Here is an 11,854-nt window from a genome sequence, read left to right as displayed (position 1 = left end):
CATGAACGAAGTGGCCGCCAAGCCGGGCTTCGGCACATCGCCCCACGCCTCGGGCGTGGACCTTGGCCAGGTGCCGGCGAAGATGATCGCCCGCGACGTCAATTTCCACTACGGCGACTTCCACGCGCTGAAGCACATTTCGCTCGACGTTCCGGAGAAGCAGGTCACGGCGATCATCGGTCCGTCCGGTTGCGGCAAGTCCACCCTGCTGCGCATCTTCAACCGCATCTATGCGATCTACCCGGGCCTGCGCGCCAGCGGCGAGATCATGCTCGACGGCGAGAACATCCTCGATCCGAAGTATTCGCTGAACCGTCTGCGCAGCAAGGTCGGCATGGTGTTCCAGAAGCCCGTGCCGTTCCCGATGACGATCTTCGAGAACGTGGCCTACGGCATCCGCCATCACGAAAAGCTCTCGCGCACCGACATGGAAAGTCGCGTCGAGCAAGCGCTGCGCAGCGCCGCCCTGTGGGACGAGGTGAAGGACAAGCTGAAGCAAAGCGCGCTAGGCCTGTCCGGCGGCCAGCAGCAGCGCTTGTGCATCGCCCGCGGCATTGCACTGCGGCCTGAGGTCCTGTTGCTCGACGAACCGACCTCCGCGCTCGATCCCATCGCCACCAGCCGCATCGAACAACTGGTGGAAGAACTGAAGCGGGACTTCACGATCGTGATCGTGACCCACAACATGCAGCAGGCCGCACGCTGCTCGGACATGACCGCCTTCATGTACATGGGCGAGCTGATCGAGTTCGACCGGACCGAAAAGATCTTCACCAAGCCGGACAAGAAGCAGACGGAAGACTACATCACCGGCCGTTTCGGCTAAGCCCCCGATTCCGAGGCAAGCGATGAACAACACGCACCAGCACATCATCAAGAGCTACGACGACGAACTGAAGCGCCTCACCGGCGAGATCGTCCGGATGGGCGAACTCGCCGTCGCGCAGCTCGAAGCCGCCATCGACGTCGTGGAGCGCCGCGACGAACGCGCCGCCCAGCGCGTGGTCGACAACGACGACGCCATCGACGCCCTGGAGCAGGAAATCAGCCAGGACGTGGTTCGCCTGCTGGCCTTGCGCGCTCCGATCGCGGGCGACCTGCGCAACGTGTTCGCCGCGCTGCGTATCGCCGCCGACATCGAACGCATCGGCGACTACGCCGCCAACGTCGCCAAGCGGTCCATCCCGCTCAGCCGCGTGGCGCCGATCACCGCCGCCGGCGGCCTCGCCAACCTCGCCGAACTCGCGGCCGACCAGCTTCGTAACGTGCTCAAGGCCTATAACGACCAGGACGCCGAGGCGGCGTACGAGGTATGGAAGTCCGATGCGGACCTCGACGAGGCCTATACCGTGGTATTCCGCGCCCTCCTCACCTACATGATGGAAGATCCGCGCAATATCACGCCGTGCACGCACCTGCTGTTCATGGCGAAGAACATCGAGCGCATCGGCGACCACGCCACGAACATCGCGGAAAACGTGTGGTTCGTCGTGCACGGTGAGCCGCTGGTGGCGCCGCGCGCCAAGCGCGACACCACTGCAAACCCGGATTTCGGCAAGTAGTCCGTCGTAGGGACCGTTACAGCGGCGAGGGATCGCACCACGAGATTTCCTCGCCGCCATGACGGCCCCCACGAAGAAATGGCGGCTCACGCGCTAACGTTGTAGGAGCCGCCATGGCGGCGAGGCAAGCGGGCGACATGCCCGCAACCGTGCCCTCGCCGCACTACTCAGTCGACGCCGCTGAATCAGGCAGTGAGCTTCAAGCCCACGATGCCTGCCACGATCAACCCGACGCAAAGCAGCCGCAACGGCTGCGCCGATTCGCCGAACAGCACGATACCGAGCGTCACCGCGCCCACCGCACCGATGCCGGTCCACACCGCATAAGCAGTACCCAGCGGCAGCTTCTTGCTGGCGACGGCCAGCAGCACGATGCTGACGATCATAGCCAGCACGGTGAGCACGCTCGGCCACCAGCGCGTGAATCCCTCGGTGTATTTCAGGCCAATGGCCCAGCCGATCTCGAAAAGGCCGGCAAGAAAAAGAATCATCCAGTACATGACATGGCTCCGCCAGGGCGGGGTCGTCCCCGGGAGAGAAGGCATACGGAAGGTCGTCCTTCCGAGCGGGCCGGCATGGCGCCGGCCCGCGTGTCAGTTTACCGATGCCGTATCGGCGGCGCGCCGTTCAGGGCGGGATGACGGTCGCCGCGCGGCGCAACCGTACGCCACGAACGATGCCGTACACGCTGATGAGAAACCAGGCGAGTTCCTGCAGGAATGCCGACAGATTGAACGTACCGAAGATCAGCGACAGAAGAATGCCAAACGCGCCCAGCAGGTTCATCACCTGATAGGGATACCCCTGCCCTGAAAGCTTGTGCGCCTGCAGTAGGAAGAACGCGATCAGGACCAGGGTTACGCCGATCAGACCGGCCCAGTCGTGCCAGAACAGGTTCATCGTGCTCCTCCTCGCTGACGCAACGCCTCGAACAGAACGACACCGGTCGCCACGGACACGTTGAGGCTTTCCATGTTGCCGGGCATCGGGATCTTCGCCACGAAATCGCACGTGTCGCGAGTCAGACGACGCATGCCATCGCCCTCGCTGCCCATCACCAACGCGATCGGCCCCTTGAGGTCGATGTCATAGATGGATTGCTGCGTATCGCCGTCCAGCCCGGTGATCCACACACCGGCATCCTTGAGCAGACGCATTGCACGAGCAAGATTCGTCGCCGCAATCACAGGAACGAGATCGGCGCCGCCCGCCGAGGCACGACGTACGGTAGGCGTGATGCCTACGGCGCGATCCTTCGGCACGACGACTGCCGTGACCTTCGCTGCCGCGGCGCTGCGCAGGCAGGCACCGAGGTTGTGCGGATCGGTCACACCATCGAGCACCAGCACCAGTGCGTCACTGCCCGCCGCATCGAGCAGCGCGGGAAGATCGTTCTCACTGCGCAGCGGCGGTGTTTCATAGCGTGCGATCACGCCCTGGTGGCGTGCTTCGCCACCGAGCTTCTCCAGTTGCTCCTTGCCCACCGGCTTCACCGGCAAGCCCAGCTTGCGGGCCTGCGCGGCGATCTCGTTCACGCGCGCGTTCTTGGAGTTCTGCTCTATCAATACTTCACGGACACGATCCGGATCGTTGGCGAGTGCGCCCTCGACCGGATTGATGCCGACAATCCACGTCTCGCTCATGCCTGCGGCTTGCTCCTGGGTTTACGCGGCGCACCCTTCGTCGCCGACTTGGTGGCGGTGCGTTTGGCCGGTGCCGTCTTGGCCGGCGTCTCGGTCACGGTGTTCTTTCGCGGGGCGGTCTTCGCGGAGCCACGGCCACGCGACGGCGCATCTTCGTTCGAGGCGCGGCCACGCCTCGACGGTTCGGCCGACGCCTTGCTGCCGCCCTTGCCGCGCGGCTGCTCGTAGCCGCCGCTCTGACCACCGTGACGGCCGGAACCGCGCCGCTGCGACGGAGCAGCGGTCTCGGACTCGGCAACCGGACGCGTAGCCCGCACCGGCGCTTCGACCGGCTCGGCCGCCTTCTTCGTGCGACTTCCGAAAATGCGACCCACGGCCTTCTTCGCCGCGCGACCGATCGCCATGCCCGCTTCGGCCATACCCGAGCGCGGCGCACGGGCAGGCAAGGTGGACACCGGCGGAGGCGGCTTCGGCAACGCGGCAAGACGGGCCACGAGGCGGAAATCGATCTTGCGATCTTCCAGGCTGGCGCGCAGCACCTGCACGCTCACGTAGTCGCCCAGGCGATAGCTTTCGCCGGTGCGCTCGCCCGAGAGCAAGTGGCGTGTGGGATCGAACTTGTAGTAATCGTTGGGCAACTGCGACACGTGCACGAGACCCGATACACGCGACGCCGCCAGTTCGACGAACAGGCCGAACGAGGTCACGCCCGTGATGGTGCCGGCGAATTCCTCGCCGACATGCTTCTCCATCCACGCGCACTTGAAGCGCTCGTCGACATCGCGCTCGGCTTCCTCGGCACGACGTTCGCGCTGCGAGCAATGCACGGCCATCGAAGCCATCTGGCTTTCGCTGTAGGTGTAGTCGGCAGGCTTGCCCTTGGTAAGGGCGTAGCGAATGGCACGGTGAACGAGCAGGTCCGGGTAACGGCGAATGGGCGACGTGAAGTGCGCATACGCATCCAGCGCCAGACCGAAGTGACCCTGATTCTCGGGGTGATACACGGCCATGCTCTGTGCGCGCAGCAACACCGACTGGATCAGTTCCGCTTCCGGACGATCGTGCACTTTCTTCAAAAGCGCGGAGAAGTCGGCTGGTGTGACTTCGTCGGCCGGCGGCATCTTGAGCTTGAACTCGCGGAGGAACTGCAGGAGATCCTCATACTTCTCGGCCGGCGGCGGCGCATGCACGCGGTACAGTGCCGGAATCTTGCGCTTGGAAAGGAACTTGGCCGCCTGCACGTTCGCGGCGATCATGCATTCCTCGATCAGCTTGTGTGCGTCGTTGCGATCCGAGGCGCCCATCGACACCACGTCGCCCGACGGTGCGAGGCGGAACTTCACCTCGGGCGTTTCGAAATCGATGGCGCCGCGACGCTTGCGCGCCTTCGCCATCACCTTGTACAGCCGATGCAGCGTTTCCACCTGCGGCAGCACGTCGGCGATTTCGTGGCGCACGTCCGCGTTGCGCTCACCCACCGCCTGCCAGACCTTGTTGTAGGTGAGTCGTGCATGCGAGTACATCACCGCGTCGTAGAACTTGGCGCGCTGGACCTCGCCCTCCTCGTCGATCTCCATGTCGCAGACCATGCACAGGCGATCGACCTTGGGATTCAACGAGCAGATGCCGTTCGACAGCGTCTCGGGCAGCATCGGTACGACGAAGCCCGGGAAATACGTGGAGGTGCTGCGGTCGTAGGCTTCCACGTCCAGCGGCGTACCCACGGGCACGTAGTGCGACACGTCGGCAATCGCGACGATCAAGCGGAAACCGCCGCCTTTCAACGCCTCGGCGTAGACCGCGTCGTCGAAGTCGCGTGCGTCCTCGCCGTCGATCGTCACCAGTGGCAGCTTGCGGATATCCACCCTGCCCTTGCGCTCGTCGGACGTGACCTTGGGCTCCACTTCCTCGGCCTGGCGAACGACCTGGGTCGGCCACTCGTGCGGAAGGTCGTGGCTGGCAATCGCCATCTCGACCACCAACGACGGCTCCAGGCGCTCGCCTAGCACCGCGCGGATGGTGCCCAGCGGGCCGCGATGCGGCGTCGGCGGATCGGTGATCTCGGCGACCACGATCTCGCCCGAACGCGCGCCAGCGTCACGGCCGGCAGGAATCATGATGTTCTGGTGCAGGCGGCGGTCGTCCGGCTCGACCAGGGTCACGCCGTTCTCGACGACCACGCGGCCCACCAGGCGCGGCGAACGTCGCTCCAGCACTTCCACGATGGCGCCCTGGCGGCGGCCGCGACGGTCGATACCGACCACACTGGCAAGCACACGGTCGCCATGCAGCACGCTGCGCATCTGCGACGGCGAGAGATAAAGATCGTCGCCGCCTTCGTCGGGCCGCAGGAAGCCGTAGCCCTCCGCGTTAGCGATCACCCGGCCCGGAATGAGGCTGAGCTTCTGTGCGGGCGCGTAGCCACCGCGGCGGTTCCGCAGCAGCTGGCCATCGCGAATCATCGCCCCGAGGCGCTTGCCCAGGGCGTTGATCTCGTAATCGGTGAACAGGCGGAGCGCCCGGGCAATGTCTTCCGCCATGAGCAATTCGCCGCGCTCCTCCAGCAGGGCCAGGATGGCCTCGCGGCTGGGGATGGGCTGGTCGTAGCGCTGAGCCTCGCGCTCGGCATGCGGATCGACCGCCGCCGGCATGCGGTCGGCGTACTTGGCCAGTGCCTTGCCGGGGCGGCTGGCCTTGGGTTTACGGGGGCCGTGTTCGGCGCCCGAACCTTTCTTTTTCTTCGTCACGTAGGGACCTTTGAAGGGGGATGCGAATAGTTTCACATCCGGGGTGCAAAATCGTTGACAAGTTTCTCGGACCTACCTAATCTACGCGGCTCACGGGGCGGCGACGCTGCTTCGAGACACCTGCCCAGGTGGCGGAATTGGTAGACGCACTAGTTTCAGGTACTAGCGGGTAAAACCGTGGAGGTTCGAGTCCTCTCTTGGGCACCAATTATAGACGAAGCCCCGCAGCGATGCGGGGCTTCGTTTTTTTAGGGGCTAAGTATTTCATGAGCGGCATTCCTCTCCCCTCGTCCGCCAGCCTCAGCGCCGAAGCCTCAGCACACCTTGCCCGCGTGCGCGAATGCCGAGCCGTGATGGATCAAGCGGCGCGCGACACCGCGACAGCCGCTGACGAACTGCGTCGCTACGCGAAGTTCGCCCGCCCAGGCCAGCCGTCGACGCATGTTGTGCAGATGCGCCAGCGACAGGCGTCAGCGCGACGGGACTCTGCTCAAGCGAAGCAGGCATTTCTCCAGGCATCCGCTGCCTTCGTCCATGCGGCCGGCCTGAGACTTCCGCCGCGCACGTCGCTGGAAGCGTTCGTGCTCGCGTGGATCGAGCGCGACGTGGGCAACACGCAAACCTGAGCGCCCGGTCAATGCGTCACAGACGCTCGGATCGGTCATAGGTGACGAACATCACCGCGAACAAGGCGAAAGTAAGCGACACCGCCAGCACGCCCTCCCACATGGGGTGCGCGACGAGAAATCCGACTTTCGTTGAAGCGATCATGAGCGCGGTATATGCAGCCATGATTGCCCATCCTTGCCAGCTAGTCGGGCCGATACCCCAGCCAACGCGCTTGCGACCAAACCAGTAGCTTCGCTGCTTCGCCATATACGCCTCCGGCCTCCGGTATTGCGCGGCCATTCTATTCCGTGGAAGCCGCTATTTTTCGGCGCGAAACCTGCGAAGCAACGGTGGGAGCCAGCCTGCTGGCGATCAGCCAACGAAGCGATGTAACAGCGAGGTAAATTCCCATCGCCAGCAGGCTGGCTCCCACCAGCAAGCTCTCATCGCCATCAGGGTGGCCCAATCAGTCGGCCCCTCGCCGCGATAGCGGCTCCCACAGAACCCTGAAAGAGGCGCGCGTCCTTGAGATCGACACGCTGCCGCACTCGAACGCTTACCAGGGATCGGTGCCGTCCTTGTTCGTGAAGGTGCCGGTCGGGCCGCCGTCCAGACGTGCCAGTCGGATGATCTCTTGCGCACCTTCGGCGACGGTCTGGTGGCCGCTGTTGCCGTTCAAGTCCGTGGCTGTGTAGCCCGGATTGACCGCGTGTACCCGGATGCCTTCACCTTCCAGTTCGGCCGCGAGAATGACGGTAAAGAGGTTCAACGCCGCCTTGGAGCCGTTGTAGCCGAGCAGCTTGACCGCCGCGTACTCCCACTTAGGATCGGCGTTCAGGGCGATCGAGCCCAGGCCGCTGGAGACATTGATGATTCGGCCGGCATCCGACTTGCGCAGCAGCGGAAGAAAGGCCTGCGTGACCGCGATGCTGCCGAAGAAATTGGTGTCGAAGATGCGCCGGACAGCGGCGAGGTCGGCGGTGCCGGCTGGGCCATCGGCGGGGTCCACGATAGCGGCGTTATTCACCAGGACGTCGAGGCGGCCCTCGTGCCGCTCGACGTCGGCGACGGCGGCCGCGATCGACGCCGGGTTGTCCAGGTCGATGGCGACGATGCGAGCGTCCACACCTTCGCCGCGCAGCCGATCGGCCGCGGCCTGCGCGCGGCCCGCGTCGCGAGCGCCGAGCAACACGCGATGGCCTGCCTTGCCAAGCTGCCGAGCGACTTCCAGGCCGATGCCCTTGTTGGCACCGGTGATGAGGGTGATGCGTTCTTGCTGGGTCATGCGGGTTCCTCGTTGGATAGGTGGCGGGTCGCCCCCAACGTAGACTTGGCATCACTTTTCGGGATTTACATTCGCATATGCCCGTCGCCCCTTCCGACGCTCTAAAGCCGCGAAAAACGCCGCGCCAGGCGCGCTCGGCCGCCACGGTGGCAGCCATTTTCGAGGCCACCATTCAGGTTTTGCTGATGGACGGGTACCACGGCCTGACCACGACGCGCGTCGCAGAGCGCGCCGGCGTGTCTGTCGGCACGATGTACCAGTACTTCCCGCACAAGCAGGCGCTGATGTATGCCGTGCTGGAGGATTACCTCGAAGAGGTGATCGCGGCGCTCGAGGACGCCAGCAAGCGGCTGCAACACGCGCCGCTCGCCGAGATGGCGGAAGGCCTGGCCCATGCCTACCTCGATGCCAAGCTGCGCGGCATGCCTGGCACCCGGGTGCTCTACGTGGTCGCCACCGAACTGGAAACAGCGTCGCTCGTCGAGGATATACGGCAGCGCGCCGACGACATCGTCGCGCGTCTGCTGGCCGGTGCGCAGGACGTCCGCTTCGACGACGTATCGCGTACCGGTTACGCATTGCGCACGTTGATGACGGGCACCGTGCAGGCCGTGCTCGAACACGAAGCCTCCCCGGAGGCGATCGCCGTCCTGCGGAGCGAACTGCCCGCCATGTGCCGGGCCTATGTGTTGGCGCGGGCCGATCGGTCCTAGCGAAGCACCGGGCGGCGCCGATGCTCCCGGCCTCCGACGCCCACCCAAGCCCCCGCCGACATCCCCGCCCGCAGCCCTGTATAATTCCCCCCCGCAAGGCTCGGTGGGAGAAGCGGACGGACCCGCTGCCGAAGGCGCAACGCCCGTAATCGCTCAGGCTCCCATACCACCGCGCAGTCATCACTCTGGAGAGACCGGTTCGATCCGGCGCCGAAGGTGCAAGAGGCTTTCCGCCTCCAAACTCTCAGGCAAAAGGACAGAGGGGCGCCCCACGTGCCGGCACGGCGCGTTACTGCGGATGCCTCCAAGCCCATGAGCCAGAAAACCTCTCCCTCGCTGCGCGATCTTGAGAACCACGGCGCGTTCATCGAGCGCCACATCGGCCCGAACGATGCCGAAATCGACGAGATGCTGCGCGTGGTCGGCCACGATTCGCTCGACGCGCTGACCGACGCCATCGTCCCCGGCTCGATCAAGTCGCCTGCCCCGCTCGCCCTGCCCCGCGCCGTGACCGAAGAGGAAGCGCTTGCGAAGATCCGCGCCATCGCGGACCGCAACACCGTGTTCCGCAGCTTCATCGGCCAGGGCTACTACGGCACGCTCACCCCGAACGTCATTCTGCGCAACGTGCTGGAAAATCCGGCGTGGTACACGGCCTATACGCCGTACCAGGCAGAAATCTCGCAGGGCCGCATGGAAGCCCTGATCAACTTCCAGACGATGGTCGCCGATCTCACCGGGATGGACATCTCCAACGCGTCGCTGCTCGACGAGGGCACCGCGGCAGCCGAAGCCATGGCGCTTGCCAAGCGCTCGGCCAAGTCCAAGTCGAACGTGTTCTTCGTCTCCAAGGACGTCCATCCGCAGACGCTTGAAGTGCTGCGCACACGCGCCGACGGCATCGGCATCGAACTGCACGTGGGCGACGACAGCGAAGGCGCCAACGTCGAGAGCTTCGGTGTGCTGCTGCAGTACCCGAACACCTTCGGCCGCATCAACGATTACAAGGCGCTTGCCGATGCCACGCATGCACGCGGCGGCATCGTATGCGTCGCCACCGACCTGCTCGCGCTCACGCTGATTGCCGCCCCGGGTACCTGGGGCGCAGACATCGTTGTCGGCAATACGCAGCGCTTCGGCGTGCCCTACGGCTTCGGCGGCCCGCACGCTGCGTATCTGGCTTGCCGGGATGCGTACAAGCGCTCGATGCCGGGCCGCCTGATCGGCGTGTCCCTCGATACGGAAGGCAAGCCGGCCTATCGGCTCACGCTGCAGACGCGCGAGCAGCACATTCGCCGCGAGAAGGCCACGTCCAACATCTGTACCGCGCAGGTACTCCTCGCCGTCATGGCCAGCATGTACGCGGTGTACCACGGTCCGGAAGGGCTCGTTCGCATCGCCCGTCGCACGCATCGGCTCACCGCCATCCTCGCCGCGTCGCTGGGCAAGGCCGGCGTCGCCACCGGTGCCGACTTCTTCGACACGCTGCACGTCACCGGTGTGGATGCCAAGGCGATCCATGCCAAAGCTGCAGCAGCGGGCATCAACCTGCGTGCCATCGACGGCAGCAGCGTCGGCATCAGCCTCGACGAAACCACCACGCGTGCGGATGTCGTGGCGCTCGCGGGCGTCTTCGGCGCCTCGATCGACGACGTCGACGCGCTCGACGCCGCCACGCCGGACGCGCTGCCGAAGGCACTGCTGCGCGACGTCGATTTCCTGCAGCATCCGGTGTTCAACACGCATCATAGCGAGCACGAACTGCTGCGCTACCTGCGCGGCCTCGCCGATAAGGATCTCGCGCTCGACCGCACGATGATCCCGCTGGGCTCGTGCACCATGAAGCTCAACGCCACCGCCGAGATGATTCCGGTGACGTGGCCGGAGTTCGCCAACATCCATCCGCTCGCCCCGGCCGACCAGGCCCAGGGCTACAAGCAGCTGATCGACGAGCTGGAAGCGATGCTCGTGGAATGCACGGGTTACGACGCCGTGAGCCTGCAGCCGAATTCCGGCGCGCAGGGCGAATACGCCGGTCTGCTGGCGATCCGTGCCTATCACCGCTCGCGCGGCGAAGGTCATCGCGACATCTGCCTCATCCCCGAATCGGCGCACGGCACCAACCCGGCGTCGGCGCAGATGTGCGGCATGACCGTGGTGGTCACCCGCTGCGATGCCAACGGCAACGTCGACGTCGACGACATCCGCGAGAAGGCCGAGAAGTACTCGGACCGCCTCGCCGCAATCATGATCACCTACCCGTCCACGCACGGCGTGTTCGAGGAAGACGTGGTCGCCATCTGCGAAGCCGTGCACAAGCACGGCGGCCAGGTGTACACGGACGGCGCGAACATGAACGCGCTGGTCGGCGTGGCCAAACCGGGCAAGTGGGGTTCGGACGTCTCGCATCTCAACCTGCACAAGACCTTCTGCATTCCGCACGGCGGCGGTGGCCCGGGCGTGGGCCCGTGCGCGGTCAAGTCGCATCTCGCGCCTTTCCTGCCGCGCGCGTTCGGCGGTGAGGGCGATGTGGGTATGGTCAGTGCGGCCACGTTCGGTTCCGCGTCGATCCTGCCGATCTCCTGGATGTACATCACGCTGATGGGCACCGAAGGCCTGCGTAAGGCGACCCAGGTCGCACTGCTCAACGCCAACTACATCGCCAAGCGCCTCGCGCCGCACTTCAAGACGCTCTACACCGGTCGCAACGGCCTCGTGGCGCACGAGTGCATCCTCGACCTGCGCCCGCTGAAGGACGCCACGGGCGTGGGCGCGGAAGATGTCGCCAAGCGCCTCATCGACTTCGGCTTCCATGCGCCGACGCTGTCCTTCCCGGTGGCGGGCACGCTGATGGTCGAGCCGACCGAGAGCGAATCGCAGCACGAGCTGGACCGCTTCATCGACGCCATGATCCAGATCCGCGACGAGATCCGCGCGGTGGAAGACGGTCGCCTGGACCGCGAGGACAACCCGCTGCGCAACGCTCCCCACACGGCCACCATGGTCACGGGCAGCGAGTGGACCCACGCCTATCCGCGAGAACTTGCGGCCTTCCCGCTGCCCTCGCTGAAGCTGTCGAAGTACTGGCCGCCGGTGTCGCGCGTGGACAACGTCTACGGCGACAAGAACGTCATGTGCGCCTGCATTCCGATCGACGCGTACAAGGAAGACGCGGAAGCGTAAGCCTCAGGTGAACCCTGGCCGCCCTGCGCAAGCAGGGCGGCCTTTTTTGTGCCTGGACGGGGCGATCGTCACGAATCGCAGAGGAATGCCGCCCCATACTCCCGCGCATCCG

The 11,854-nt window shown here is 65.2% G+C and carries 11 protein-coding genes, 1 tRNA gene and 1 riboswitch; of the genes, 6 read left to right on the top strand and 6 right to left on the bottom strand.

Features of this window, described 5'->3' with window-relative positions; translation table 11 throughout:
- Position 1 precedes the first annotated feature (1 nt).
- Both pstB and phoU read left to right on the top strand, forming a co-directional pair.
- On the top strand, positions 2–826 hold the full coding sequence (gene pstB, locus BT115_RS00105) for a phosphate ABC transporter ATP-binding protein PstB (RefSeq protein WP_072320545.1): 825 nt from the start codon (positions 2–4) through the stop codon (positions 824–826).
- Between the two features lie 22 nt (positions 827–848).
- Complete coding sequence (gene phoU / locus BT115_RS00100; protein WP_072320544.1) at positions 849–1,562, top strand: phosphate signaling complex protein PhoU; 714 nt, start codon at positions 849–851, stop codon at positions 1,560–1,562.
- A 185-nt stretch (positions 1,563–1,747) separates the two neighbouring features.
- Here the strand turns inward: phoU and sugE are convergent, their stop codons facing one another.
- From sugE to rnr, 4 genes are all read right to left on the bottom strand, one after another.
- Positions 1,748–2,062: a quaternary ammonium compound efflux SMR transporter SugE gene (gene sugE, locus BT115_RS00095; protein WP_072320543.1), complete on the bottom strand. Its 315-nt coding sequence runs from the start codon at positions 2,060–2,062 to the stop codon at positions 1,748–1,750.
- A 127-nt stretch (positions 2,063–2,189) separates the two neighbouring features.
- Positions 2,190–2,462, bottom strand: coding sequence for a CBU_0592 family membrane protein (locus tag BT115_RS00090; protein WP_072320542.1), 273 nt, complete (start codon positions 2,460–2,462; stop codon positions 2,190–2,192).
- Positions 2,459–3,205, bottom strand: coding sequence for a 23S rRNA (guanosine(2251)-2'-O)-methyltransferase RlmB (gene rlmB, locus BT115_RS00085; RefSeq protein ID WP_072320541.1), 747 nt, complete (start codon positions 3,203–3,205; stop codon positions 2,459–2,461). The genes BT115_RS00090 and rlmB overlap by 4 nt, the downstream gene beginning before the upstream one ends.
- Complete coding sequence (rnr, locus tag BT115_RS00080) at positions 3,202–5,856, bottom strand: ribonuclease R (RefSeq protein WP_083527357.1); 2,655 nt, start codon at positions 5,854–5,856, stop codon at positions 3,202–3,204. Before rnr ends, rlmB begins: the two co-directional genes overlap by 4 nt.
- Before the next feature lie 218 nt (positions 5,857–6,074).
- Here rnr and BT115_RS00075 point away from each other — a divergent pair.
- Positions 6,075–6,159: transfer RNA gene (locus BT115_RS00075), tRNA-Leu, on the top strand.
- Between the two features lie 59 nt (positions 6,160–6,218).
- Entirely contained in the window at positions 6,219–6,578 is a 360-nt protein-coding gene (locus tag BT115_RS00070) for a hypothetical protein (RefSeq protein ID WP_143144418.1), read from the top strand.
- A 16-nt stretch (positions 6,579–6,594) separates the two neighbouring features.
- On the opposite strand, the gene BT115_RS00065 is transcribed toward BT115_RS00070, so the two are convergent.
- Positions 6,595–6,861: a hypothetical protein gene (locus BT115_RS00065; RefSeq protein WP_083527203.1), complete on the bottom strand. Its 267-nt coding sequence runs from the start codon at positions 6,859–6,861 to the stop codon at positions 6,595–6,597.
- 256 nt (positions 6,862–7,117) lie between these two features.
- Positions 7,118–7,846 carry an SDR family oxidoreductase gene (locus BT115_RS00060; protein ID WP_072320539.1) on the bottom strand — a complete coding sequence of 243 codons (729 nt, stop codon included), beginning with the start codon at positions 7,844–7,846 and terminating at the stop codon, positions 7,118–7,120.
- Between the two features lie 77 nt (positions 7,847–7,923).
- Between BT115_RS00060 and BT115_RS00055 the strand changes: the two genes are divergently transcribed.
- Both BT115_RS00055 and gcvP read left to right on the top strand, forming a co-directional pair.
- On the top strand, positions 7,924–8,559 hold the full coding sequence (locus tag BT115_RS00055; protein WP_072320538.1) for a TetR/AcrR family transcriptional regulator: 636 nt from the start codon (positions 7,924–7,926) through the stop codon (positions 8,557–8,559).
- A gap of 175 nt (positions 8,560–8,734) precedes the next feature.
- Positions 8,735–8,829, top strand: a riboswitch (glycine riboswitch).
- 42 nt (positions 8,830–8,871) lie between these two features.
- Positions 8,872–11,742 carry an aminomethyl-transferring glycine dehydrogenase gene (gene gcvP, locus BT115_RS00050; protein ID WP_072320537.1) on the top strand — a complete coding sequence of 957 codons (2,871 nt, stop codon included), beginning with the start codon at positions 8,872–8,874 and terminating at the stop codon, positions 11,740–11,742.
- The last annotated feature ends 112 nt before the right edge of the window (positions 11,743–11,854 follow it).

It is taken from the genome of Luteibacter sp. UNCMF366Tsu5.1 (assembly GCF_900119235.1).
In the GTDB taxonomy this organism is placed as follows: Bacteria; Pseudomonadota; Gammaproteobacteria; order Xanthomonadales; family Rhodanobacteraceae; genus Luteibacter; species Luteibacter flocculans.
This window is presented reverse-complemented; position numbering and strand designations above follow the sequence as displayed.

Excerpts from the sequence above, each read along its gene's own strand:
- pstB (WP_072320545.1), top strand. The coding sequence starts at position 2 with ATGAACGAAGTGGCCGCCAAGCCGGGCTTCGGCACATCGCCCCACGCC.
- phoU (WP_072320544.1), top strand. The coding sequence starts at position 849 with ATGAACAACACGCACCAGCACATCATCAAGAGCTACGACGACGAACTG.
- sugE (WP_072320543.1), bottom strand. The coding sequence starts at position 2,062 with ATGTACTGGATGATTCTTTTTCTTGCCGGCCTTTTCGAGATCGGCTGG.
- BT115_RS00090 (WP_072320542.1), bottom strand. The coding sequence starts at position 2,462 with ATGAACCTGTTCTGGCACGACTGGGCCGGTCTGATCGGCGTAACCCTG.
- rlmB (WP_072320541.1), bottom strand. The coding sequence starts at position 3,205 with ATGAGCGAGACGTGGATTGTCGGCATCAATCCGGTCGAGGGCGCACTC.
- rnr (WP_083527357.1), bottom strand. The coding sequence starts at position 5,856 with ATGCCGGCGGCGGTCGATCCGCATGCCGAGCGCGAGGCTCAGCGCTAC.
- BT115_RS00070 (WP_143144418.1), top strand. The coding sequence starts at position 6,219 with ATGAGCGGCATTCCTCTCCCCTCGTCCGCCAGCCTCAGCGCCGAAGCC.
- BT115_RS00065 (WP_083527203.1), bottom strand. The coding sequence starts at position 6,861 with ATGGCCGCGCAATACCGGAGGCCGGAGGCGTATATGGCGAAGCAGCGA.
- BT115_RS00060 (WP_072320539.1), bottom strand. The coding sequence starts at position 7,846 with ATGACCCAGCAAGAACGCATCACCCTCATCACCGGTGCCAACAAGGGC.
- BT115_RS00055 (WP_072320538.1), top strand. The coding sequence starts at position 7,924 with ATGCCCGTCGCCCCTTCCGACGCTCTAAAGCCGCGAAAAACGCCGCGC.
- gcvP (WP_072320537.1), top strand. The coding sequence starts at position 8,872 with ATGAGCCAGAAAACCTCTCCCTCGCTGCGCGATCTTGAGAACCACGGC.